This window comes from Streptomyces sp. NPDC030820 (assembly GCF_055572075.1).
Window position 1 is genome coordinate 324941 of record NZ_JBVIEB010000009.1, and the last position, 24075, is coordinate 349015.

Consider the following 24075-nt stretch of genomic DNA (forward strand, 5'->3'; position numbering starts at 1 on the left):
GAAAGCGCCGGACGGGCTGACTTTCGTCAGCCCGTCCGGCTCTTTGTCGATGCGTCAGACGAGGTTCACGGAGCGGGCGGACGTCGCGCCGATCTCCGAGGCCACCTCGGCCAGCACACCGGAGGAAACCGTGTCGTCGACGGTGAGCACGGCCAGCGCCTCACCACCGGCGACCGCGCGAGCGACCTGCATGCCGGCGATGTTGATGCCCGCCTCGCCGAGGATGCGGCCGACGGTGCCGACGACACCGGGGCGGTCCTCGTAGCGCAGGACGACCATGTGGTCGGCGAGGGCGAGGTCGACGTCGTAGTCGCCGACCGCGACGATCTTCTGGACGTGCTTCGGGCCGGCCAGCGTGCCGGAGACCGACACCTCCTCGCCGTCCGCGAGCGTGCCGCGCACGGTGACGACGTTGCGGTGCTCGGCCGACTCGGAGCTGGTGGTCAGCCGGACCTCGACGCCCCGCTCCTGGGCGAACAGCGGCGCGTTGACGTAGGACACCGTCTCGTCGACGACGTCCTCGAAGACGCCCTTGAGCGCGGACAGCTCAAGGACCTTCACGTCGTGCTGGGTGATCTCGCCGTAGACCTCGACGTCGAGGCGGACCGCCACCTCACCGGCGAGCGCGGTGAAGATGCGGCCGAGGCGCTCGGCGAGCGGCAGGCCCGGCTTGACGTCCTCGGCGATGACACCGCCCTGGACGTTGACCGCGTCCGGCACCAGTTCACCGGCGAGGGCGAGGCGGACGGACTTGGCGACCGCGATGCCCGCCTTCTCCTGCGCCTCGTCGGTGGAGGCGCCGAGGTGCGGGGTGCACACGACCTGGTCCAGCTCGAACAGCGGGGAGTCGGTGCACGGCTCCTTGGCGTACACGTCGAGGCCGGCGCCGGCGACCCGGCCCTCCTTCAGCGCCGAGTACAGCGCCGCCTCGTCCACGATGCCGCCGCGCGCGGCGTTGACGATGCGCACGCTCGGCTTGACCTTGCGCAGCGCCTCGTCGCCGATGAGGCCGAGGGTCTCGGGGGTCTTGGGCAGGTGGACGGTGATGAAGTCGGAGACCTCCAGCAGCTCGTCCAGGGAGAGGACCTTGACGCCCATCTGCGCGGCCCGCGCGGGCTGCACGTAGGGGTCGTAGGCGACGACCTTCATGCCGAAGGCGGACATGCGCTGGGCGACCAGGGCGCCGATGCGGCCGAGGCCGACGACACCGAGGGTCTTCTCGGCCAGCTCGACGCCCGTGTACTTGCTGCGCTTCCACTCGCCGTTCTTCAGCGCGGCGTTGGCCTGCGGGATGTTGCGGGCGGAGGCGAGGATGAGACCGCAGGCCAGCTCGGCGGCGGTCACGATGTTGGAGGTCGGGGCGTTGACGACCATCACGCCGGCTTTGGTGGCGGCGGAGACGTCGACGTTGTCCAGGCCGACGCCGGCGCGGGCGACGACCTTGAGCTTCTTCGCCGCGGCGATGGCCTCGGCGTCGACCTTGGTGGCGGAGCGGATCAGGATCGCGTCGACGTCGGCGATGGCGGGGAGCAGTTCGGCTCGATCGGCTCCATTGGTGTGCCGGATCTCGAAGTCCGGGCCGAGCGCGTCCACGGTCGCGGGCGAAAGCTCTTCAGCGATGAGTACGACGGGTTTCGAGCTCACGTGAGGTCCTCACAAGTCCAGAGCATGCGGACGGCCGTCCCGACGGCCGCAGGCGGAGGAGGGGGCTAGCCGCGGAAGACGCACGACGCTGTGGGCCTGACGCGTGTTGTGCAGCAGTCTAGTGGCGTGGCGCAGGGCATCTTGCGCCTCCACGGAAGGATCACCCGTCCGGGGCTGGACGGGGTGGACAACAGATGGACGACGGGGGCCGGAGCAGCATGCCCCGGCCCCCTGACGTGAGACTTACGCCTCCTCGTTCACCCAGCTCATCAGCTTGCGCAGCTGCTTGCCGGTGGTCTCCAGCAGGTGCTCGGAGTCCTGCTTCTTGTACTCGTTGTACTTCTTCAGACCGCCGTGGTACTCGTCCATCCACTGCTGGGCGAAGGAGCCGTCCTGGATCTCGGCGAGGACCTTCTTCATCTCGGCCTTGGTGGCCTCGGTGATGATCCGCGGGCCGGTGACGTAGTCGCCCCACTCGGCGGTCTCCGAGATGGACCAGCGCATCTTCTCCAGGCCGCCCTCGTACATGAGGTCCACGATCAGCTTCAGCTCGTGCAGGCACTCGAAGTAGGCGATCTCCGGCTGGTAGCCGGCCTCGGTCAGGGTCTCGAAGCCCGCCTTGACCAGCGCGGCCGTACCACCGCAGAGGACGGCCTGCTCGCCGAACAGGTCGGTCTCGGTCTCCTCGGTGAACGTCGTCTTGATGACGCCGGCGCGGGTCCCGCCGATGCCCTTGGCGTACGACAGCGCGAGCGCGAAGGCGTTGCCGGAGGCGTCCTGCTCGACGGCGGCGATGCACGGAACGCCGCGGCCCTCCTCGTACTGACGGCGCACCAGGTGGCCCGGGCCCTTCGGGGCGACCATGCAGACGTCCACGCCGGCCGGGGGCTTGATGAAGCCGAAGCGGATGTTGAAGCCATGGCCGAAGAACAGCGCGTCGCCGTCCTTCAGGTTCGGGGCGATGGATTCCTCGTAGACCTGGGCCTGGATCGGGTCCGGCACCAGGATCATGATGACGTCGGCCTCGGCGGCGGCCTCGGACGGCGTCACCACGCGCAGGCCCTGCTCCTCGGCCTTGGCCTTGGACTTGGAGCCCTCGTGCAGACCGACGCGGACGTCGACACCGGAGTCGCGCAGCGACAGCGCGTGGGCGTGGCCCTGGCTGCCGTAGCCGATGACCGCGACCTTGCGGCCCTGGATGATGGACAGGTCGGCGTCAGCGTCGTAGAACAGCTCGGCCACTTTGGGTTCTCTCCTTGGTGTGCAGGTTGTGCGTCCCACCGTATGACGGTGAGGGGAAGGGAAGTCTCGGGGTCTCGGCATCCGGGCGGACGGCGTGTCGCCGACCGCCCGGTTTCAGCCGTACTTCAGCTTTACGCGGATCGGTCGAGGGCGCGCAGCGAGCGGTCCGTGATCGAACGGGCGCCGCGGCCGATCGCGATCGTGCCGGACTGCACCAGCTCCTTGATGCCGAACGGCTCCAGCATCTTGAGCATGGCGGACAGCTTCTCGCTGGATCCGGTGGCCTCGATGGTGACGGCCTCCGGGGAGACGTCGACGGTCTTGGCGCGGAACAGCTGGACGATCTCGACGATCTGGGAGCGGGTCTCGTTGTCGGCGCGGACCTTCACCAGGACGAGTTCGCGCTGCACGGCCTGACCGGGCTCCAGCTCCACGATCTTCAGCACGTTGACGAGCTTGTTGAGCTGCTTGGTCACCTGCTCCAGCGGCAGGTCCTCGACGCCCACCACGATGGTGATGCGGGAGATGTCGGGGTGCTCGGTGACGCCCACCGCGAGCGAGTCGATGTTGAAGCCGCGGCGGGAGAACAGGGCGGCGATCCGGGCGAGGATGCCCGGCGTGTTCTCCACCAGGACGGAGAGCGTGTGCTTGGACATGTTTCTCTGCTCTTCCTCGCTCAGTCGTCTTCGTTGTCGCCGAAGTCGGGGCGGACGTCCCGGGCGGCCATGATCTCGTCGTTGGAGGTGCCGGCGGCGACCATCGGCCACACCATGGCGTCCTCGTGGACGATGAAGTCGATGACGACGGGGCGGTCGTTGATGGAGTTCGCCTCCTGGATGACCTTGTCCAGGTCCTCCGGGCGCTCGCAGCGCAGGCCCACGCAGCCCATCGCCTCGGACAGCTTCACGAAGTCCGGCACGCGCGTGCCCTTGGCCTCCGGGTTGATGTCGTCGGGGCCGCTGTGCAGCACGGTGTTGGAGTAGCGCTGGTTGTAGAACAGGGTCTGCCACTGGCGGACCATTCCGAGGGCGCCGTTGTTGATGATGGCGACCTTGATCGGGATGTTGTTCAGGGCGCAGGTGGTCAGTTCCTGATTGGTCATCTGGAAGCAGCCGTCGCCGTCGATCGCCCAGACCGTGCGGTCCGGCTGTCCGGCCTTGGCGCCCATCGCGGCCGGGACCGCGTAGCCCATGGTTCCGGCGCCGCCGGAGTTCAGCCAGGTGGCGGGCTTGTCGTACTGGATGAAGTGCGCGGCCCACATCTGGTGCTGGCCGACGCCCGCGGCGAAGATCGTGCCCTCGGGCGCGAGTTGGCCGATGCGTTCGATGACCTGCTGCGGGGAGAGCGAGCCGTCCTCGGGCTGGTCGTAGCCGAGCGGGTAGGTGTCGCGCCAGCGGTTGAGGTCGCTCCACCAGGCGGTGCAGTCGCCCTTGTGCCCCTCGCTGTGCTCCTTCTGCACGGCCTGGACCAGGTCGGCGATGACCTCGCGGGCGTCACCGACGATCGGCACGTCCGCGGCCCGGTTCTTGCCGATCTCGGCCGGGTCGATGTCGGCGTGGACGATCTTGGCGTACGGCGCGAAGCTGTCCAGCCTGCCGGTGACGCGGTCGTCGAAGCGGGCGCCGAGGGCGACGATCAGGTCGGCCTTCTGCAGCGCGGTGACGGCGGTGACCGCACCGTGCATGCCCGGCATTCCCACGTGCAGCGGGTGGCTGTCGGGGAACGCGCCGAGCGCCATCAGGGTGGTGGTGACGGGCGCTCCGGTGAGTTCGGCGAGGACCTTCAGCTCGGCGGTGGCGTGCGCCTTGATGACGCCGCCGCCGACGTAGAGGACGGGCCGCTTGGCGGAGGTGATCAGCTTGGCCGCCTCGCGGATCTGCTTGGCGTGCGGCTTGGTCACCGGGCGGTAGCCGGGCAGGTCCATGGTGGGCGGCCAGGAGAAGACGGTCTTCGCCTGGAGGGCGTCCTTGGCGATGTCGACCAGGACCGGGCCCGGGCGACCGGTGGAGGCGATGTGGAACGCCTGCGCGATGATCCGCGGGATGTCCTCGGCCTTGGTGACGAGGAAGTTGTGCTTGGTGATCGGCATGGTGATGCCGACGATGTCCGCCTCCTGGAAGGCGTCCGTGCCGATCGCCTTGGACGCCACCTGACCGGTGATCGCGACCAGCGGGACGGAGTCCATATGGGCGTCGGCGATCGGCGTGACCAGGTTGGTGGCACCCGGGCCGGAGGTCGCCATGCAGACGCCGACCTTGCCGGTGGCCTGCGCATAGCCGGTGGCCGCGTGGCCGGCGCCCTGCTCGTGGCGGACCAGCACATGACGGACCCTCGTCGAGTCCATCAGGGGGTCGTACGCCGGCAGGATCGCGCCGCCGGGAATGCCGAATACCGTGTCAGCGCCGACCTCCTCGAGGGAGCGGATGAGGGACTGCGCACCCGTGACGTGCTCGACGGGGGCGGACTGTTGTCCTCCGGATCGGGGCCGCGGCTGCGGATGGGCCCCGGTGGCCTGCTCGGTCATCGGCATTCTCTTCTCGATGCTGAGGGTTTTTGCGAGGTTTGTACGGAGTTCAAGCGCTGCACGAAAGATACTCGTGCAACAAAAAACCCCTCGTGCCGCAAGGCAAGCGAGGGGAGCGCGCCGGTGAGGTCGCTGGGGTTTCCGGATCGTCCTCCGGTGGGTCCCAGCTCAGCCGACGCGCTGTCCAAGTACGAGAATTCGGGTGCGCATGGCACTGACCCTCCCCCCGACGCGCACCACGTGTCAAGTGGGTGGGACGGGAGTCTCAGAATGTGAACGAAGGGCACTGCCGCCTCCGATGACAGCGGACACACCCCCTGTGTACACCCCCGCACCCTTGCCCGCGAACGCCGGCTCGGCCGGTGCGTGCGGCACCGGGAAGTGGCCGGATCCGAGCGCCCGGCGCAGCCGGTACTCGTCCAGCGGCCCCGCGAACGCCATGCCCTGCCCGTGCGTGCAGCCCATCGCGCGCAGCGCGACGACCTGCTCCGGCAGGTCCACGCCCTCGGCCACGGACTGCAGCCCGAGATCGCCGGCGATCCGCAGCAGACCGCTGGTGATCTTGTGCAGCCGCGCGGACTCCACGACGCCCTCGACCAGACTGCGGTCGACTTTCAGGATGTCCACCGGGAGCCTTCTGAGCGCGGTGATGGCCGCGTAGCCGCTGCCGAGGCCGTCCAGCGCGATCCGCACCCCGAGCCGGCTGAGCGCGGTCAACCGCCGCTCCAGCTCGTCCAGGGAGACCCGCGGATCGGTGTCGGACAGCTCCAGGAGCAGCGCGCCGGGCGGCAGCCCGTGCCGGGTCAGCAGCGCCTCCACGGAGCCGAGCGGCATCGAGCGGTCCAGCAGCTGCCGGGCGCTCATCCGGACGGCCACCGGTACGACGGTCCCGGTCGCGGCCCGCTCGGCGGCCTGCTCGACGGCCTCCTGCAGGATCCAGCGGTCCAGCTCGGCGGTCTTGTCGCCGTCCTCGGTCACCCGCAGGAACTCGGCGGGGGTGAACAGCACCCCCTGTGAGGAGCGCCAGCGCGCCTGCGCCGACACCGCCGTGATCCGGCCGCCCTCCAGGCAGACCACCGGCTGGTGCAGCAGGACGAACTCGCCGTCGTGCAGTGCGGCACGCAGCCGGGTGGCCAGCTCCGCCTTGCGTACGACGTCCTGCTGCATCTGCGGCTTGTACAGCTCGACCCGGCCCTTTCCGGCCGCTTTCGCGCGGTACATCGCGAGGTCGGCGTTGCGCAGCAGCTCGCCCGCGCCGAGGCCCGGTTCGGCGAAGGCGACGCCGATGGAGGCGTTGACCCTGACATCGCTGCCGTCGATCGCGTACGGCTGGGAGAGGGTCGCCCTGAGGCGGTCGGCGAGTTCCAGGATGTTCCGCTCCCGGGCGGCACGCTCCCGGGTGCCGTCGCCGACGATCAGGGCCGCGAACTCGTCGCCGCCCAGCCGGGACGCGGTGTCCCCCTGCCGGACCGCGTCCTGGAGTCTGCGGGCGGCCTGGACGAGCAGCTCGTCCCCGGCCTGGTGCCCGATCGTGTCGTTGACGGCCTTGAAGCCGTCCAGGTCGATGAAGAGCACGGCCGTGCCCCGCAGGGCGGCGCCCCGGTCGGTGGCGCGGCGGCCGGACAGGGCCTGCTGCACGCGCCGCGTGAACAGCGCGCGGTTGGGCAGGTCGGTCAGCGGGTCGTGCTCGGCGTTGTGCTGCAGCTGCGCCTGCAGACGGACGCGCTCGGTCACGTCCCGGCTGTTGAAGATCAGGCCGCCGTGGTGGCGGTTGACGGTCGACTCGACGTTGAGCCAGCCGCCGTCGCCGGACCGGAAGCGGCACTCGATGCGGGTGGTGGGTTCCTCCACGGGGCTGGCGGCGAGGAAGCGGCGCACCTCGTGCACCACGCAGCCCAGGTCCTCCGGGTGGATGAGGCCGGCCAGTTCCGTGCCCACCAGTTCCTCGGCGGGGCGGCCGTAGACCCCGGCGGCGGCCGGGGAGACGTACCGCAGGACGCCGTTGGGCGCGGCGATCATGATCACGTCGCTGGAGCCCTGCACCAGGGAGCGGAAGTGGTTCTCCTTCTGCGCCAGTTCCTGGGTCATGTTGATGTTGTCCAGCAGCATGATGCCCTGCCGGATGACGAGCGCGAGCACGACGGCGCCCGCGGTGATCAGCACGACATGGTCGGGTCGGCGCCCGTTGAGGACGTTGTACAGGATGCCCAGGGTGCACACGGCGGCGGCGAGGTACGGGGTGAGGGCGGCGAGGGAGCCGGTGAGCGGCCGGCCGGCCGGATACCGGCTGTGATCACCTCCCGGGGCGGGCACGGACACGTGGTGGTGGCCGGTGCCGCGCTGTCCGGGCACGTGCTCGTGGACCACGCGCGTGTGCCCGTCCGGCACGTGCGCCTCCGCTGTGCCCTTGCGGCGGGGTGCGGCCCAGGGGGCGTAGGCGAGCAGCAGCGAACCGGCGAACCAGCCTGCGTCCAGCAGCTGCCCGGAGCGGTAACTGCTGTGCAGCAGCGGCGAGGTGAACAGCGCGTCGCACATCACGGTCAGGGCGAGCGCGCCGATCGCCGTGTTCACCGCGGTGCGGTTGCCCGGGGTGCGGCGGAAGTGCAGCGCGAGCACCATGCTGACGAGCGCGATGTCGAGCAGCGGGTACGCCAGCGACAGCGCGGTGTGCGCCACGCTCGGTCCGTCGAACCGGGCCGCCTGGGCGAGCGCCAGGCTCCAGGACAGCGTGAGCAGCGAGCCGCCGATCAGCCAGGCGTCCAGCGCCAGGCAGATCCAGCCGGCCTTGGTCATCGGCCGCTTGGCGAGCACCAGCAGGCCCACGATGGCCGGCGGGGCGAAGCACAGGAAGAACAGGTCCGCGTAGGACGGGCTGGGCACCGGCCGGCCGAGGACGACCTCGTACCAGCCCCAGACCGCGTTGCCGAGGGCCGCCATCGCGGAGGAGAGGGCGAACAGCAGCCAGGCCGAGCGGAAGCGGACGCGCCGGCTGCGGGCGTACAGGAAGCACGAGACCGCGGCGGTGCCCGCCCCGGCGCTCAGCCCGAAGTCGCCCATGATCAGTGCCACTTCGTCCGTACCCCAGTCGAACGCGGCCCCGACGGCGTAGGCCGCGCAGACCAGGGCGAGAACGAGTTGCTGAACAGTGCGCGTGCGTTCACCGGCGGCCGGCCGGCGCGGCGGAGCCTGCTGCGGATGCGGTGCGCGCACGGCTGCGTCGAGGGCGGTCGTCACCGAGGGCGGCGCGCTCACCGGGGCCTCCCGGTGAGCGCAGCTCCCGAGTCCCGACGGTCCCGGTGTGCTGGGTGCGCATGCCTCCTGCGGCCGCTGTGCCTGCGCTGCTGGTGGCTGTGATGGCTGCTGTGGTGGCCGCGTCTGCTCGCGGCCGTGCGCCAGGGCCGCCGTCGACGGCTCCGCCGCGTCGGATCGTTCGTCCATAGGCCGTGCATCGCCCGTCGCCCCCCTCACAAATCTGAAATGTCCATCCCCGGCGCCGAACGGTAGGCGGCGCAGCCCCTGTCCGGGACGATACACCAGGATCGTCACTCAGGGACATAGCTTCTCTACGCTCCGTGACGACCAGCGGGGATGCGGGTACGGGCCGCATCCGAAGGGTTGCGGAGGGTGCCGACCGGGAGGATTACGCGCCCGTCGTCAGGATCACGTTCTTCAGGGGCTCGTGGTTCACGAACCGGGTCAACTGGTCCACGAGCAGCCGCTTGGCTCGCGGCAGGAAGGCGGAGGTGGGTCCGCCCACGTGCGGGGTGATGAGCACGCCGGGGGCCTGCCAGAGCGGGTGTCCGGGCGGCAGCGGCTCGGGGTCGGTGACGTCCAGGGCCGCGCTGACGCGGCCGCTCTCCAGCTCCGCGAGCAGCGCCTTCGTGTCGACGACGGGGCCGCGCGCAACGTTCACGAGCAGCGCCCCGTCCTTCATCCGGGCGAGGAACTCGGCGTCGACCAGCCCCCGTGTCTGCTCCGTCAAGGGCGTGGAAAGGATCACGACATCGGCGTGTGGAAGCAAAGAAGGCAATTCGGTGAGCGGATGCACCAGACCGCGCGCCGTGGTGCGCTCGGAGCGCGCGACGCGCGCCACCCGCGCGACCTCAAAAGGCGCGAGCCGGTCTTCGATGGCGGCGCCGATGGAGCCGTAGCCGACGATGAGGACGGACTTGTCGGCGAGCGCCGGCCGGAACCCGCCGAGCCACTCGCCGCGCTCCTGGGCCCGTACGAAGTCCGGGATGCCGCGCAGCGAGGCGAGGACCAGGGTCAGGGTCAGCTCGGCGGTGCTCGCCTCGTGCACCCCGCGCGCGTTGCACAGCCGCACGCCCGGCCGCAGGAGGTGCAGGCCCCGCTGCACATGGTCGATGCCGGCCGACAGCGTCTGTACGACCTCGACGGAGGCCATCTCCGGCAGCGGGCGCACACCGACCCCGACGGGCTTCATGTAGGGCACGACGTAGAAGGAGCAGTCGGCCGGGTCGGCCGGGAACTCCTCGCCGCCGTCCCAGAACAGGTACCGGGGCCCCTCGGGAAGCCCCTCGATCTCCTCCGGCGCTATGGGAAGCCACACCTGTGCACTCATGGCAAGGAGGCTATGTCAGGTACGCGCGCGTGCAGAGGTTAGGTTGGGGTCCGGGCAGAGGGAGGTTCACGAGCAGGTGGAGCGCAGGACGATCGGCGCGGGTGCACTCGCGGTGGGGGCCGTCGGACTCGGGTGCATGCCGATGAGCTGGGCGTACAGCGGGTCGCGGCAGCGGGGCGACGAATCGCTCAGGACCGTGCACCGGGCGCTGGACCTGGGCTCGACCCTCCTGGACACGGCGGACATGTACGGCCCGTTCACCAATGAGCTGCTGCTGGGCCGGGTGCTGAAGGAGCGGCGCGCGGACGCCTTCGTGTCCACGAAGGTGGGGCTGCTGGTGGGTGAGCAGCACATCGTGGCCAACGGCCGCCCCGGGTACGTGAAGCGGGCCTGCGACGCCTCCCTGCGCCGCCTCCAGACGGACGTGATCGACCTCTACCAGCTGCACCGCGCCGACCCCGAGGTGCCTGTCGAGGAGACCTGGGGCGCGATGGCCGAGCTGGTGCGGGCGGGCAAGGTGCGGGCACTGGGCCTGTGCGCGGTGGGCGCGCGCGGCGGCCGCCGCTCCGGGGCGGGGCTGCACGACGGTACGTTGCGGCAGTTGCAGCGGGTGCAGCAGGTGTTCCCGGTGGCCGCGGTGGAGGCGGAGCTGTCGGTGTGGTCGCCGGAGGCGCTCCAGGGGCTGCTGCCGTGGTGCGAGGCGCGGGGCGTGGGTCTCCTCGCGGCGATGCCGCTGGGCAACGGCTTCCTGACCGGCACACTGACCCCCGGCGAGGGCTTCGAACCGGACGATCTGCGGGCCCGCCATCCCCGTTTCACGGCCGAGATGATGGCGGCCAACCAGCCGATCGTCGCGGGCCTGCGCCGCATCGCCCGCCGCCACGGCGAGCACGTCACCCCGGCCCAGGTGGCCCTGGCCTGGGTCCTGGCACAGGGCCGCCATGTGATCGCCCTTCCGGGCGCGAAGCACGAGCGCTGGGCCCTGGAGAACGCGGCGGCGGGCACCCTGCGCCTGACCGGGGAGGACCTCGCGGAGGTGTCACAGCTGCCGGCGGCGCAGGGGTCCTGGGACTGAGGGCCTCCCGGGATCGGTAGTGCCGGGGCGGGAACCCGGGTGGGCGGTGTATGAGAACTTGCACCTGGTGCTGGACGACCGCCTCGAAGGGACCGTGATCGTGCAACGACGAGCTGTGCCGGCCGTGTTCGCCGTGGCCGCCCTCCTGCTGACGGCCGGCTGCTCCTCGGGCGGAGGGGGACCCCTGGTCGGCCCTCCGGGGAGGACGACGGCCACCGGTACGGCGCCCGGCGCGGCCCCCTCCGGCCGCGTTACCGAGTCGGCAGCGCCGGCCACGGGCTCGGTGAAGGTGCTGCGCACCGTGGCCGAGGGCCTGAAGACACCGTGGGGGCTGGCCCCGCTGCCCGACGGCGGCCTGCTGGTCTCCTCCCGGGACGACGGCACGATCATCCGGATCGACGAGAAGACGGGCCGCAAGACCGAACTGGGCACGGTCTCCGGAGTCTCCCCGGCCGGCGAGGGCGGTCTGCTGGGCATCGCCCTGTCCCCCGACTACGCCTCGGACCACATGATCTACGCCTACTTCACCTCGGCCTCGGACAACCGCATCGTCCGCATGCTGTACGACGAGCGGAAGCCGCCCGGCGAGCAACTGGGCGCTCCGGACACGGTGTTCAAGGGCATACCCAAGGGCGTGGTCCACAACGGCGGCCGGATCGCGTTCGGCCCGGACGGCATGCTCTACGCGGGCACGGGCGAGAGCGGCGAGCGGGACTTGGCCCAGGACAGGAAGTCCCTGGGCGGCAAGATTCTGCGCCTGACCCCGGAGGGCGAACCGGCCCCGGGCAACCCGTTCCCCGACTCCCCGGTGTACTCCTACGGCCACCGCAACGTCCAGGGCCTGGCCTGGGACGACAGACAACGCCTGTTCGCCTCGGAGTTCGGCCAGGACACCTGGGACGAGCTGAACGCGATCAAGCCGGGCGCGAACTACGGCTGGCCGAAGGCCGAGGGCAGGTCCTCGGACCCCGCCTTCCAGAACCCGATGGCCCAGTGGCACACCGACGACGCCTCCCCCAGCGGCATCGCCTGTGTCAAGGGCGTGATCTGGATGGCGGGCCTGAAGGGCCGGCGCCTGTGGCGCATCCCGCTCAAGGGCACGGCGGCCTCGGCGGCACCGCAGGCCTTCCTCACCGGACAGTACGGCCGGCTGCGCACGGTGGTCGCGGCGGGCGGCGACAAGGCATGGCTGGTGACGAGCAACACGGACGGCCGGGGCCGGCCGAGGAAGGGCGACGACCGGGTGCTGGAGGTGGAGGTGCGGTGAGCGGGGCCTACTCGTCGTCGGCCGGTGGTGGCTGCGGCAGTCGTATGACCGCCTTCCCGGAGGACAGGTCTATCGGGCCCCGTCCGGGGTCGTTGTCGCCGACGTCCTCGCGGGTCAGCTCCAGGCGGTTCTGTTCGTCCCGGGTGTGTTTGCGGCTGGGTGCGAACAGTTCCTCGAAGGCGTTGAACACGGCCCCTCCCCCGCTTTCTCCCCCTTGCGGCTTTTCTCCAGCGTAGGTCTCAACCCGCGCTTCCGGCAGTGAGCGTCTCGGCCGGGAACAGCCCCAGCCGGTGCGCCATCGCCGCCGCCTCACCCCGGCCGGCGACGCCGAGCTTGCTCAGGATGTTGGAGACGTGGACGCTCGCGGTCTTCGGGGAGATGAACAGCTCCTCGGCGATCTGACGGTTGGTGCGGCCCGCCGAGACCAGGCGCAGGACGTCCCGCTCCCGGCTGGTGAGCCCGAGGGCCGCGGCCGGGTCGGCGGAGGCGAGGGCCTGCCGGGGTGCGCGGGTCAGAGTGAGGCGGGCGCGCTGGGCGAGCCGGGCGACGGCGTCGGCGAGCGAGTGGGCGTCGAGGTGGGCGGCGACGGCGGCGGCCAGCCGGAGCAGTTCCACCGCACGGTCGCGTTCGTCGTCGCCGCCGTCGGCCAGGAGTGCTCCGGCGAGGCGGTGGCGGACCCGGGCGAGCTCATAGGGGCGGTCCAGGCACTCGAAGGCGGTGACGACGGGTGACCAGTCGTCGGCGGTGTCCATGCCCTCCGCGCGGCGCAGCTCGGCGCGCGTCCACTGGTCGTACGCCTGCCAGAGCGGGACGCCGGTGGTGAGACCGCGCACGGCTTCGCGCAGGCGGTCGAGGATCTCGGCGCGGCCGGGCTGGGCGGCGGGCAGGGTGCGGGCCTCGGCCTCGGCGGTGGCGGCGGCCCGCAGCAGCGGCCAGCCGTAGCGCTGGGTGCCGGGTGGGAATCCGGCGTCCAGGGCCCGGAGCAGTTCGGCACGGGCGTCGGCGATACGGCCCTCCTCGGCGGCGACACCGAGGGCGACCCGGGCCAGGGGCAGGGAGAGCTGGGGCATGGGGTCGTGGGTGCCGTAGTGGGCGCGGGCGGCGGCGAGTTGGCGGCTCGCCTCGGCGAGATCGCCCCGGGCCAGGGCGAGATGGGCCAGGCGCAGGGCGCCCTGGCCGCGCGGCTTGGCACTGTGGCCGACCCGGGTCGCGTGGCCGGCGGTCTCGGCGGCCTCCGCCCATTCGCCGAGCGAGTAGAGCGCCTCCGACAGGTTGCCCCGCATCCATGACTCGGCGTCCAGCTGCCCGTGGGCGCGGGCGAAGGCGATGCCCTCGCGCAGGAGGGGGACGGCCTCCCGGTCACGGCCGATGCTCTGCAGCTCGGACGGCAGGTTCACATAGGCGCGGCCCGCGACATAGTGCATACCCTCCGCGAGGGTGTCCCGCAGCACCTGCCGCATCTCCGCCAGGCCGGTCTCGGTGTCGCCCGCGTCCACCTTGAGGCCGCCGAGGGTGAGGCGGGCGTGCAGTTCGATGTCGCGGGCGCCGACCATGCGCGCGTACTCCACGGCCCGCTCGGCGGCGGCGAAGGCCTCGCCTCCGGGCCGGTGCAGCATGGACCAGCCGGCGGCGAGCGCCAGCACCTCGGCGTGCACCTCGGACGGCGGCAGGCCGCGCACCAGGTCCTGGGCGGTGGCCAGTTCCTGCCAGCCGTCACCGCGGGCCAGTGCCTGGACGAGCCGGGAGCGCTGCACCCAGAACCAGGCGGCGCGCAGGGGGTCCGGCTCGTCCTCGAGGAGGCGCAGTGCCCGCTTGGTGATCTTCAGCGCGCGTTCGCGTTCCCCGCCGAAGCGGCCCGCGACCGCCGCCTCGGCCATCAGGTCGAGATAGCGCAGCGGTGCGGTGGCCGGGTCGCAGCCGCACGGAGGGTAGACCTCGGTGTAGTCGACGGGGCGCAGGGCGGAGCGCACCTCCTCCGGGACGCTGTCCCACAGCTCCATCGCCCGCTCCAGGAGCCCGAGTTGCTCGGTGTAGGCGTGTCGGCGGCGGGCCACGACGGAGGCGTCCAGGACGGCGGGCAGGGCCTTGGCGGCATCGTGTGCGTGGTACCAGTAGCTGGCCAGGCGCATCACGCGGGCGTCGGCCGGGACGAGCGTGGGATCGGCCTCCAGGGCCTCGGCGTAGCGGCGGTTGAGCCGGGAGCGTTCGCCGGGCAGCAGGTCGTCGGCGACGGCCTCGCGGACCAGGGAGTGCCGGAAGCGGTAACCGTCGCCGGCCGGGGTGACGGTGAGGATGTTGGCGCCGACGGCAGCTCGCAGCGCCTCGATGAGGTCGTCCTCGCCGAGCTGGGCGACGGCGGCGATCAGCCGGTACTCCACGGTGGAGCCGCCCTCGGCGACGATCCGGGCGACCCGCTGGGCGCTCTCCGGCAGCGCCTCGACCCGGACCAGGAGCAGGTCGCGCAGGGAGTCGGAGAGGCCGGTGCAGCAGCCGTCGCAGGCGGCGACGGCGAGTTCCTCGACGAAGAAGGCGTTGCCGTCGGAGCGTTCGAAGATCTCGTCGACCTGTGCGGGGTCGGGTTCGGCGGCGAGGATGCCGGCGATCTGGCGGCCCACCTCCTCGCGGGTGAAGCGGGCGAGTTCGATGCGGCGGACGGTGCGCAGCCGGTCGAGTTCGGCGAGCAGGGGGCGCAGTGGATGGCGGCGGTGGATGTCGTCGGAGCGGTAGCTGGCGAGGACGAGGAGCTTGCCTGCGCGCAGGGTCCGGAAGAGGTAGGCGAGGAGGTGGCGGGTGGAGGCGTCGGCCCAGTGCAGGTCCTCCAGGACGAGCACGACCGGGTGCTCGTCCGCGACCCGTTCCAGCAGTCGGGCGGTGAGTTCGAACAGGCGGGCCATGCCCTGCTCGTCGTGGCGGCCGGCGCCGGCCTCGCCCAGGTCGGGCAGGAGGCGGGCCAGTTCGTCCTCCTGCCCGTGGGCGGCGGCGGCGAACTCCTCGGGCAGGGCGTCGCGCAGGGCGCGCAGCGCGGTGGAGAAGGGTGCGAACGGCAGCCCGTCGGCGCCGATCTCCACACAGCCGCCGACGGCGACGACCGCGTGCGGGCCGACGGCCGTGGCGAACTCCTCGACGAGGCGGGTCTTGCCGACCCCCGCCTCGCCGCCGAGCAGCAGCGCCTGGGGCTCGCCGGCGCGGGCGCGGGCGAGCGCGTCGTTCAAGGTGTCCAGCTCGTCGGTGCGGCCGACGAACACGGGACTGACGGACCTGGTCTCCACGGGCCCGAGCATTGCACGAGGTCCGGACGGCAGGGCAGCGGTTTTCCACAGCTCTGGTGCGATCGTCGTACCGGTGGGCGGGGCGGTCGTAGCAACAGACGGAAGGGTCGTACGACCGGGATGGGCAGTCGTACGACCCTGGTCCGGACGGTCCGGAAGGCGGCCGACCCCCGTACGGCCACCCTCCGTTCCAGCCGCGTCCGTTCCGGCCCCGTCCGTCGCTCCGGTGCTCACGCGGTGCGCGGGATCCGGTGCCGACGGGGCCGGTCGGTATGGGACTCGGCGACCGCGCCGTCACGGCCGGCGGCCCCCTCACGGCGGGCCGCGCGACGGGCCCGCGCGACCTCGCGGGCCAGGCGCCGCTGCTCGGCCTCGTGGATCAGCTGGGCGGAGCGCATCTTGTGGTACTCGATCTCGATCATGACGTGTCCTTCGAGGAGAGTCGGTGTCGTGCGTCGCTTTCTGCGATGCCTCCACCTTCGTCTCCCAGGGGGGTGCGCCACATCGGGAGAGTTCCGCATCTTCGGGCGGCGTAGGGGCCGCACGCGCGCGCGTAAGGGGCCTTAGGGAGTCCGTAAGGTGCTCTCGGATTCCCTAAGGCCCCTGGGGCCTGCGGGTTCTCAGCCGGTCGAGGGCAGGGCGAGCAGGGCGTCGGAGTACTTCAGGACGGCCAGCAGCAGGCCGATGACCCCGAGCGAGACGCCGGCCCACGCGACCGACTTGATCCAGGGCGCCTGTGGGCGGCCCGGGGCGCCGAAGGCGGGCCGGGCGAGCACGACGACACCGGTGAGCAGGGCGGCCAGCGCGAACAGGCCGGCCCACAGGGCGGTGCTGTGCCAGGCGTTGCCGTAGACCGCCTTGATCTGGGTGGCGACGCTCGCGGTGGAGGAGGTGCGCAGCTGGCCGACGAGCTGCTCGCGGGCGCCCGCGACGGTGCCGATCCAGCCACCGCTGAGCGAGACGAAGCCCAGCGCGGCGGACACGACGGCACCAGCGCCCTGGCCGACCCCGGAGGGCACCTTCTCCTGCGCGGGTTCCTGCTCACCGGCGGATTCCTCCTCGGTGTCCGCCTGCCCGGAGTGCTCCTCGAGAGCCTCCGCCCGCGCGGTGTCCTCCTCGGTGCTGGCGGCCTCCACCGCCGTCTCGTCGCTCTGCGCCTCGGTGTCGGCCGTGGCGCCTTCCTCTGTCCTGGTAGCCATGCCCGGCACCGTACGGGCCCTGTCTGAGAGGTGTCTTAATGATCGTTGTGTGCGGTACGCGCGCGTGCCGTACGCCATTCGGGGGCCAGCACCGACCAGATCTCGGTGCTGGTGCGCACACCCCGGTGCGCGTAGTTCTCGCGGAGCACGCCCTCGCGGGTCATGCCGAGCCGGCGGGCCACGTTGATGCTGGGCTCGTTGGCGGCGGACACCTGCCATTCCACGCGGTGCATGCCGCGCTCCTCGAAGGCCCAGTCCAGCAGCACCCGCACGCCCCGCGTGACCAGCCCGCGCCCGGCCGCCGCGGGCTCCAGCCAGCAGCCGGCCTCGCACACCCCGCTCGGGGTGTCCCACACCCGGAACAGCAGACCGCCGACCAGCTTCCCGTCCAGCCAGATGCCGTGCAGGCTGCCGGCGTCGGCGCCGCGCTTGTCGGCGTAGGACTTCAGGTAGGCGCGGGCCGAGTCCAGGTCGGTGATCACGTCCGGCAGCCCGATGTGCCGGCCGATGAACTCCCGCCCCCGGTCGATGTTGGCGAGGAGCTCCTCGGCGTGCCAGACCTCCAGGGGCCGCAGCTCGGCGCCGTCGTCACCCAGGGATATCGCGTACATCGCGCTGCTCTTCCTTCCGCAGTTCCTCCACCGAGACCCTGCCGAGCCTCTCATGGGCGGCGCGGCACTCGGGCGGCTCGATGCTGACGCGGGGCAGGCGCTGCTCCAGCCAGGCGGGCAGCCACCAGTTGGCGGCGCCGAGCAGATGCATCAGCGCGGGCACGAGGAGGGTGCGCAGGACGAAGGCGTCCAGGGCTACGGCGGAGGCGAGCGCGATGCCGAACATGGCGATCACGCGGTCGCCGCTGAGCACGAAGGCGAGGAAGACCGAGATCATGATGACCGCGGCGGAGTTGATGACCCGGCTGGTCTCGGCGAGGCCCACGCGGACGGCACGCCGGTTGTCGCCGGTCTCCAGCCACTCCTCGTACATCCGGCTGACCAGGAAGACCTGGTAGTCCATGGAGAGTCCGAAGAGCACCGACACCATGATCACGGGGAGGAAGGGCTCGATGGGGCCGGCCCGGCCGAGGCCGAGCAGTTCGCTGCCCCAGCCCCACTGGAAGACGGCGACGACGATGCCGAACGCGGCGGCCACGGCGGCGATGTTCATCACGGCGGCCTTCAGCGGGATGCCGAGCGAGCGGAACGCGACGAGCAGCAGAAGGCAGCCGAGCCCGATGACCGCGCCGACGAACAGCGGCAGTTTGCCGACGATCACACCCGCGAAGTCGTCGTAGCCGGCGGTGACCCCGCCGACCTGGATGTCCAGGGAGGTGCCGGTCTCGGCGCGCGGCAGCACCTTGGTGCGCAGCCGGTCCACGAGGTCGCTGGTCTGCTGTGACTGCGGCGCGGAGTCGGGGACGACGGTGAGGTAGGCGGTGCCGCCTCCGGCGGCGTAGGTGGCCGGGGTGACGGCGGCGACGCCCCGGGTGGTGCGCAGGGTCTCGTCGAGGTTGTCCAGGGCGAGCCTGTCGTCGGCGCCGTCCACCCGGGTGACGAGGGTGAGCGGTCCGTTCACTCCGGGGCCGAAGCCCTCGGCGAGCAGGTCGTAGGCCTTGCGGGTGGTGGCGGTGCGCGGGTCGTTGCCCTGGTCGGAGGTGCCGAGGTGGAGGGAGAGGGTGGGCAGGGCGAGCAGGGCGATGACGGCGACGGCGAGCGAGCCGAGCAGCTTGGGGTGGCGTTCGACGAGTGCCGACCAGCGGGCGGCGAGACCGGTGGGCAGCTCCGGACGCGGCCCATGCTCGGCGAGCCGGCGCCGCTCGCGGCGGCTGAGGGCCCGCGGGCCGATGTACGACAGCAGGGCGGGCAGCAGGGTGACGGAGGCCGCGACGGTGAGCAGGACCGTCAACGAGGCGGCCACGGCGACGCCGTTGAGGAAGCTCAGCCGCAGTATCAGCATTCCCAGCAGGGCGATGCACACCGTCGCACCCGCGAAGACGACCGCGCGTCCGGTGGTGGCCACGGCGTTCACGGCGGCCTCGGTGACGCTCAGGCCGCGTTTCAGTCCGCGCCGGTGTCTGGTGACGATGAACAGCGCGTAGTCGATGCCGACACCGAGGCCGATGAGCATGCCGAGCATGGGTGCGAAGTCGGCGACCGTCATGGCGTGCCCGAGCAGCCCGATGCCGGAGTAGGCGGTGCCGACGCCGATCAGGGCGGTGGCGATGGGCAGGGCCGAGGCGGCGAGCGAGCCGAAGGCGAGGAACAGCACGACGGCCGCGACGAGCACGCCGACCACCTCGGCCGTGTGCGCGCGGGGGGACGCGGTGAGCCCGATGGCGCTGCCACCCAGCTCCACCTGGAGCCCGCGGCCCTCGGCGGCCTTGGCGGTGCGCACCACGGCCTGCGCCTCGGCCTTGCCGATGTGCTCGGCCTCCTGCGTGAAGGTGACGGTGGCGAAGGCCGTACGGCCGTCGTCGCTGATGCGGTGCGCGCCCTGGCGGCCGTACGGGCCGGTCACGGAGGCCACGCCGGGCAGCGAGGCGATCCGGTCCAGGGTGTGGGTCATGGTCTGCTCGACGCCGGCGGAGCGGACGGTACCGGCGCCGGTGTGCCAGACGACGGTGTCGCTGTCCCCGCCCAGGCCCGGGAAACCCTCCTTGAGCAGCTGCGCGGCGCGGCCGGCCTGGGTGCCGGGGACGTCGTAGGCGTTCGAGTACGACGAACCGGCCACGGCGGCGGCCGCGGTGACCCCGCCGAAGGCGAGGAGCCACAGCAGCACGGCTATCAGCCGATGCCGGACACACCAACGGGCGAGGTCTGCCACGGACGTGCTCCCAGGAGATGATTTGTGGATCTTTGACCGGGAACGATCGTCCATAAACTGAACAGCCCGCAAAGAACGCATGAGCAATCGCAGGACACTCTTGCAGGCGAAAATGATCGTTTGTCGTGATCGTGGGCTTATTCACAGGAGTGGGAGCGACATCACAGGACACTCCGGCGAACTCTGTCGCCTCATAAGGTTTTTGTAAGCGAGCAAGGGGCAGTACACCAGGTTCGGTGTACTGCCCCTCGGGATCGTTCCGCGGTGCCGCTCAGCCCTCGCTGACGCCCAGCTTCTGAAGGATCAGCTCCTTGACGCGGGCCGCGTCGGCCTGACCCCGGGTCGCCTTCATGACCGCGCCGACCAGGGCGCCGGCCGCGGCCACCTTGCCGCCGCGGATCTTGTCAGCGATGCCCGGGTTGCCGGCGATCGCCTCGTCGACGGCGGCGGTCAGCGCGCCCTCGTCGGAGACGACCTTCAGACCGCGCTTGTCGACGACCTCGTCCGGGGTGCCCTCGCCCGCGAGGACACCCTCGATGACCTGGCGGGCCAGCTTGTCGTTCAGGTCACCCTTCGCGACCAGCTCGGTGACCCGGGCCACCTGCGCGGGCGTGATCGCCAGCTCGTCCAGCGCCTTGCCGGACTCGTTGGCGCTGCGCGCCAGTTCGCCCATCCACCACTTGCGGGCGGAGGCGGCGTCGGCACCGGCGTCGATCGTGGCGACGATCAGGTCCAGCGCACCGGCGTTGATGATCGCCTGCATGTCGGTGGCGGAGATGCCCCACTCGGCGAGCAGCCGGGTGCGGCGGGCCAGCGGCAGCTCGGGCAGCGCGGCGCGGATCTCCTCGACCCACTCGCGCGTGGGCGCGACCGGCACCAGGTCGGGCTCCGGGAAGTACCGGTAGTCCTCGGCCTCCTCCTTCACCCGGCCCGAGGTCGTGGACCCCGTGTCCTCGTGGAAGTGGCGGGTCTCCTGGACGATGGAACCGCCGTCGCCGAGGACCGCCGCGTGCCGCTGGATCTCAAAGCGCACCGCGCGCTCCACGGACCGCAGCGAGTTGACGTTCTTCGTCTCCGAGCGGGTGCCGAACTTCTCGGCACCCTTCGGCATCAGCGACAGGTTGACGTCGCAGCGCATCTGGCCCATCTCCATGCGGGCCTCGGACACGCCGAGGGCACGGATGAGCTCGCGCAGCTCACGGACGTACGCCTTCGCGACCTCGGGGGCGCGCTCGCCGGCGCCGACGATCGGCTTGGTGACGATCTCGATGAGCGGGATGCCGGCGCGGTTGTAGTCCAGGAGCGAGTGCAAGGCGCCATGGATTCGACCGGTCGCGCCACCCACATGGGTGGACTTTCCGGTGTCCTCCTCCATGTGGGCGCGCTCGATCTCCACGCGGAAGGTCTCGCCGTCCTCCAGCTGCACGTCGAGGTAGCCGTTGAAGGCGATCGGCTCGTCGTACTGGGAGGTCTGGAAGTTCTTCGGCATGTCCGGATAGAAGTAGTTCTTCCGGGCGAAGCGGCACCACTCGGCGATCTCGCAGTTCAGCGCGAGACCGATCTTGATCGCGGACTCGACGCCGGTCTTGTTCATGACCGGGAGCGCGCCGGGCAGGCCGAGGCAGACGGGGCAGGTCTGGGTGTTCGGCTCGGCGCCGAGCGCCGTCGAACAGCCGCAGAACATCTTGGTCTTGGTGCCGAGTTCGACATGGACCTCAAGGCCCATGACGGGGTCGTACGACGCCAGCGCGTCCTCGTACGACACCAGGTCGGTCGTGATGGTCACGGTGAAAACTTCCCTCTCAGCCCAGCAGGACGTCGTCGTCGCCCAGCCGCTTCAGCTCGCGGTAGAGGATCGCGAGGCCGGTCACGATCGCCACGGCCGAGACCGTGGCGTCGATCAGCCGCAGCGTGTCGTGCTCGGCGCGGGCCTTCTTGATCTGCTTGGCGACACCGACCGCGCCGAACGCGGTGGTGGCCATGGACAGGTACGTACCGGACTTGGACTTCTTGAAGCCCTTGGCCTTGGACAGTGCCTTGCTCACAGCGACGGAGCCTCCTCCAGCAGCGGGTGACCCCACTTTTCCACGAAGGCGGCCTCGACGGCGGCGCCCACCTTGTACAGGCGGTCGTCCTGCATCGCGGGGGCGATGATCTGCAGGCCCACCGGGAGGTTGTCCTCCGGGGCGAGACCGCAGGGCAGGGACATGGCCGCGTTGCCCGCCAGGTTGGTCGGGATGGTGCACAGGTCCGCGAGGTACATCGCCATCGGGTCGTCGGCACGCTCGCCGATCGGGAAGGCTGTGGTCGGGGTCGTCGGCGAGACGATGACGTCGACCTGCTCGAAGGCCTTCTCGAAGTCGCGCGTGATGAGCGTGCGGACCTTCTGGGCGGAACCGTAGTAGGCGTCGTAGTAGCCGCTCGACAGCGCATAGGTGCCGAGCATGATGCGGCGCTTGACCTCGGGACCGAAGCCGGCCTCGCGGGTGAGGGAGGTGACCTCCTCGGCCGAGTGGCTGCCGTCGTCGCCGGCCCGCAGGCCGTAGCGCAGGCCGTCGAAGCGGGCGAGGTTGGAGGAGCACTCGGACGGGGCGATCAGGTAGTACGCCGACAGGGCGAGGTCGAAGGACGGGCAGTCCAGCTCGACGATCTCGGCGCCCAGCTCCTTCAGCAGCTCGACCGACTCGTCGAAGCGCTGGATGACTCCGGCCTGGTAGCCCTCGCCGCGGAACTGCTTGACCACGCCGACCCGCATGCCCTGCACGCTGCCGTTGCGGGCGGCCTCGACGACCGGGGGGACCGGGGCGTCGATGGAGGTGGAGTCCATCGGGTCGTGCCCAGCGATGACCTCGTGCAGCAGCGCCGCGTCCAGGACCGTACGGGCGCAGGGGCCGCCCTGGTCGAGGGAGGAGGAGAAGGCCACCATGCCGTAGCGGGACACCGCGCCGTACGTCGGCTTGACGCCGACCGTGCCGGTGACGGCGGCCGGCTGGCGGATGGAGCCGCCGGTGTCGGTGCCGATGGCGAGGGGCGCCTGGAAGGAGGCGAGCGCGGCGCTCGATCCACCGCCGGAGCCGCCGGGGATCCTGGTGAGGTCCCAGGGGTTGCCGGTCGGCCCGTAGGCGCTGTTCTCGGTGGAGGACCCCATGGCGAACTCGTCCATGTTGGTCTTGCCGAGGATGACGACGTCAGCGGCCTTCAGCTTCTTGGTGAGGGTGGCGTCGTACGGCGGAATCCACCCTTCCAGGATCTTCGAACCGACGGTCGTGGGGATGCCCTCGGTGGTGAAGATGTCCTTGAGCGCGAGGGGCACGCCGGCGAGGGGGCCGAGCTTCTCCCCGCGCTCCCGCTTCTCGTCCACGGCACGGGCCTGGGCGAGGGCGCCCTCGCGGTCGATGTACAGGAAGGCGTGCACCTTCTCGTCGACGGCCTCGATCCGGGCGAGGTGGGCCTCGGTGACCTCGACGGCCGTGAGCTCGCCGGAGGCGATCTTCTCGGCGATCTGCGCGGCGGTGAGCTTGATGATGTTGCTGTCCGTCATGGCGGTCACTCCTCCCCCAGGATCTGCGGCACCTTGAAACGCTGCTGCTCCTGTGCCGGGGCGCCGGAGAGCGCCTGCTCGGGGGTGAGCGAGGGACGGACCTCGTCCGCGCGCATGACGTTCGTCAGCGGCAGCGGGTGCGAGGTCGGCGGTACGTCTTGGTCGGCGACCTCGCTGACGCGGGCGACCGCGCCGATGATGTCGTCCAGCTGTCCCGCGAAGTGGTCGAGTTCTTCGGGCTTCAGCTCCAGACGCGCCAGCCGGGCGAGGTGGGCGACCTCCTCGCGCGTGATGCCAGGCATGCAGCGATCCTCTGGGTGAGTGCGTGTGGTTTGGGCTCAATCCTATGGGGCGGGGCGGGGTGGCCGTGAAACGGTTTCCCCACCCCGCGCGCGTCAGCCCCGGCGGTTCTCCCAGACCTCGCTCTTGAGGAAGTGGTTGTCGTACCGGTCCTGCACCTCGAGGATGCTCTCCGGGGTGGCCTCGCCGAGGCGGATGCGCTGCAGGTGGCGGAAGTACTCGAAGCGCTCGATGCCCGGGGCGAAGACGATGAGGATGTCCGCCGTGGCCTCCGGGACGGCGGCGAAGGCGTGCGGTTTCTCCGGCGGGACGACGACGAGATCACCGCGTTCCGCGGTCACGATGTCGTCACCGGAGAGGATCTCGGCACACCCGTCGAGCAGGTAGAACATCTCCGCCCCGCTGTGGTGGAGGTGGGGCCGTGCGCCGTCGGCCCCCTCGGCCAGGGTGACGCGCACGGTGGACAGCGCCCCTCCGGTCGCACTCTTGTCGGCCAGCAGCTGCACGCCGACGGGTGCGCCCCCGACCACTTCGGCCTCGGCGCCGCGCACGATCACGGAGTCGTCGAACTTGGGCACGAACAGCGACATGATGCGTCCCCTTGTGTTGTGG

At 71.2% G+C, this 24075-nt stretch carries 19 protein-coding genes; 2 read left to right on the top strand and 17 right to left on the bottom strand.

Features of this window, described 5'->3' with window-relative positions; genetic code table 11:
• Positions 1–54: 54 nt before the first annotated feature.
• The 6 genes from serA to ACZ418_RS26060 form a co-directional block, all read right to left on the bottom strand.
• Positions 55–1644, bottom strand: a complete 1590-nt coding sequence (gene serA / locus ACZ418_RS26035) for a phosphoglycerate dehydrogenase (RefSeq protein ID WP_468367185.1) — start codon at positions 1642–1644, stop codon at positions 55–57.
• Between the two features lie 243 nt (positions 1645–1887).
• Complete coding sequence (gene ilvC / locus ACZ418_RS26040) at positions 1888–2886, bottom strand: ketol-acid reductoisomerase (protein WP_468367188.1); 999 nt, start codon at positions 2884–2886, stop codon at positions 1888–1890.
• Positions 2887–3017: 131 nt separating this feature from the next.
• Positions 3018–3542 (bottom strand): acetolactate synthase small subunit, encoded by a 525-nt coding sequence (ilvN, locus tag ACZ418_RS26045; protein WP_055708145.1) that lies wholly within the window; start codon positions 3540–3542, stop codon positions 3018–3020.
• 20 nt (positions 3543–3562) lie between these two features.
• Positions 3563–5410 (bottom strand): acetolactate synthase large subunit, encoded by a 1848-nt coding sequence (locus tag ACZ418_RS26050; RefSeq protein ID WP_468367191.1) that lies wholly within the window; start codon positions 5408–5410, stop codon positions 3563–3565.
• Positions 5411–5653: 243 nt separating this feature from the next.
• Entirely contained in the window at positions 5654–8662 is a 3009-nt protein-coding gene (locus ACZ418_RS26055) for an EAL domain-containing protein (RefSeq protein WP_468367195.1), read from the bottom strand.
• 388 nt (positions 8663–9050) lie between these two features.
• Positions 9051–9992, bottom strand: coding sequence for a 2-hydroxyacid dehydrogenase (locus ACZ418_RS26060; RefSeq protein ID WP_468367198.1), 942 nt, complete (start codon positions 9990–9992; stop codon positions 9051–9053).
• Between the two features lie 76 nt (positions 9993–10068).
• On the opposite strand from ACZ418_RS26060, the gene ACZ418_RS26065 reads away from it, so the two are divergent.
• Both ACZ418_RS26065 and ACZ418_RS26070 read left to right on the top strand, forming a co-directional pair.
• Positions 10069–11067 carry an aldo/keto reductase gene (locus ACZ418_RS26065; protein ID WP_468367200.1) on the top strand — a complete coding sequence of 333 codons (999 nt, stop codon included), beginning with the start codon at positions 10069–10071 and terminating at the stop codon, positions 11065–11067.
• A 115-nt stretch (positions 11068–11182) separates the two neighbouring features.
• Positions 11183–12334 (top strand): PQQ-dependent sugar dehydrogenase, encoded by a 1152-nt coding sequence (locus tag ACZ418_RS26070; RefSeq protein ID WP_468367421.1) that lies wholly within the window; start codon positions 11183–11185, stop codon positions 12332–12334.
• A gap of 7 nt (positions 12335–12341) precedes the next feature.
• On the opposite strand, the gene ACZ418_RS26075 is transcribed toward ACZ418_RS26070, so the two are convergent.
• From ACZ418_RS26075 to ACZ418_RS26125, 11 genes are all read right to left on the bottom strand, one after another.
• On the bottom strand, positions 12342–12524 hold the full coding sequence (locus ACZ418_RS26075) for a DUF6191 domain-containing protein (RefSeq protein WP_468367203.1): 183 nt from the start codon (positions 12522–12524) through the stop codon (positions 12342–12344).
• A 49-nt stretch (positions 12525–12573) separates the two neighbouring features.
• Entirely contained in the window at positions 12574–15615 is a 3042-nt protein-coding gene (locus tag ACZ418_RS26080; protein WP_468367206.1) for a helix-turn-helix transcriptional regulator, read from the bottom strand.
• Between the two features lie 218 nt (positions 15616–15833).
• Complete coding sequence (locus tag ACZ418_RS26085) at positions 15834–16025, bottom strand: hypothetical protein (RefSeq protein ID WP_468367208.1); 192 nt, start codon at positions 16023–16025, stop codon at positions 15834–15836.
• A 198-nt stretch (positions 16026–16223) separates the two neighbouring features.
• Positions 16224–16802, bottom strand: a complete 579-nt coding sequence (locus ACZ418_RS26090) for a hypothetical protein (protein WP_468367211.1) — start codon at positions 16800–16802, stop codon at positions 16224–16226.
• A 35-nt stretch (positions 16803–16837) separates the two neighbouring features.
• Positions 16838–17413 (bottom strand): GNAT family N-acetyltransferase, encoded by a 576-nt coding sequence (locus tag ACZ418_RS26095; RefSeq protein WP_468367214.1) that lies wholly within the window; start codon positions 17411–17413, stop codon positions 16838–16840.
• Positions 17391–19622, bottom strand: a complete 2232-nt coding sequence (locus tag ACZ418_RS26100; RefSeq protein ID WP_468367217.1) for an MMPL family transporter — start codon at positions 19620–19622, stop codon at positions 17391–17393. Before ACZ418_RS26100 ends, ACZ418_RS26095 begins: the two co-directional genes overlap by 23 nt.
• A 271-nt stretch (positions 19623–19893) precedes the next feature.
• Positions 19894–21408, bottom strand: a complete 1515-nt coding sequence (gene gatB / locus ACZ418_RS26105; protein ID WP_468367219.1) for an Asp-tRNA(Asn)/Glu-tRNA(Gln) amidotransferase subunit GatB — start codon at positions 21406–21408, stop codon at positions 19894–19896.
• A 16-nt stretch (positions 21409–21424) separates the two neighbouring features.
• Entirely contained in the window at positions 21425–21667 is a 243-nt protein-coding gene (locus ACZ418_RS26110; protein ID WP_323377045.1) for a hypothetical protein, read from the bottom strand.
• Entirely contained in the window at positions 21664–23163 is a 1500-nt protein-coding gene (gatA, locus tag ACZ418_RS26115) for an Asp-tRNA(Asn)/Glu-tRNA(Gln) amidotransferase subunit GatA (protein ID WP_468367222.1), read from the bottom strand. Before gatA ends, ACZ418_RS26110 begins: the two co-directional genes overlap by 4 nt.
• Before the next feature lie 5 nt (positions 23164–23168).
• Positions 23169–23465 carry an Asp-tRNA(Asn)/Glu-tRNA(Gln) amidotransferase subunit GatC gene (gatC, locus tag ACZ418_RS26120; RefSeq protein WP_006130840.1) on the bottom strand — a complete coding sequence of 99 codons (297 nt, stop codon included), beginning with the start codon at positions 23463–23465 and terminating at the stop codon, positions 23169–23171.
• Positions 23466–23558: 93 nt separating this feature from the next.
• Complete coding sequence (locus ACZ418_RS26125; RefSeq protein WP_468367225.1) at positions 23559–24053, bottom strand: cupin domain-containing protein; 495 nt, start codon at positions 24051–24053, stop codon at positions 23559–23561.
• Positions 24054–24075 lie beyond the last annotated feature (22 nt).

Bases quoted from the DNA above. Each gene is read 5' to 3' on its own strand.
- ACZ418_RS26050 (WP_468367191.1), bottom strand. From the start codon at position 5,410: ATGACCGAGCAGGCCACCGGGGCCCATCCGCAGCCGCGGCCCCGATCC.
- ACZ418_RS26125 (WP_468367225.1), bottom strand. From the start codon at position 24,053: ATGTCGCTGTTCGTGCCCAAGTTCGACGACTCCGTGATCGTGCGCGGC.
- ACZ418_RS26095 (WP_468367214.1), bottom strand. From the start codon at position 17,413: ATGTACGCGATATCCCTGGGTGACGACGGCGCCGAGCTGCGGCCCCTG.
- ilvN (WP_055708145.1), bottom strand. From the start codon at position 3,542: ATGTCCAAGCACACGCTCTCCGTCCTGGTGGAGAACACGCCGGGCATC.
- gatA (WP_468367222.1), bottom strand. From the start codon at position 23,163: ATGACGGACAGCAACATCATCAAGCTCACCGCCGCGCAGATCGCCGAG.
- gatC (WP_006130840.1), bottom strand. From the start codon at position 23,465: ATGCCTGGCATCACGCGCGAGGAGGTCGCCCACCTCGCCCGGCTGGCG.
- ACZ418_RS26085 (WP_468367208.1), bottom strand. From the start codon at position 16,025: ATGATCGAGATCGAGTACCACAAGATGCGCTCCGCCCAGCTGATCCAC.
- ACZ418_RS26080 (WP_468367206.1), bottom strand. From the start codon at position 15,615: ATGCTCGGGCCCGTGGAGACCAGGTCCGTCAGTCCCGTGTTCGTCGGC.
- ACZ418_RS26060 (WP_468367198.1), bottom strand. From the start codon at position 9,992: ATGAGTGCACAGGTGTGGCTTCCCATAGCGCCGGAGGAGATCGAGGGG.
- ACZ418_RS26090 (WP_468367211.1), bottom strand. From the start codon at position 16,802: ATGGCTACCAGGACAGAGGAAGGCGCCACGGCCGACACCGAGGCGCAG.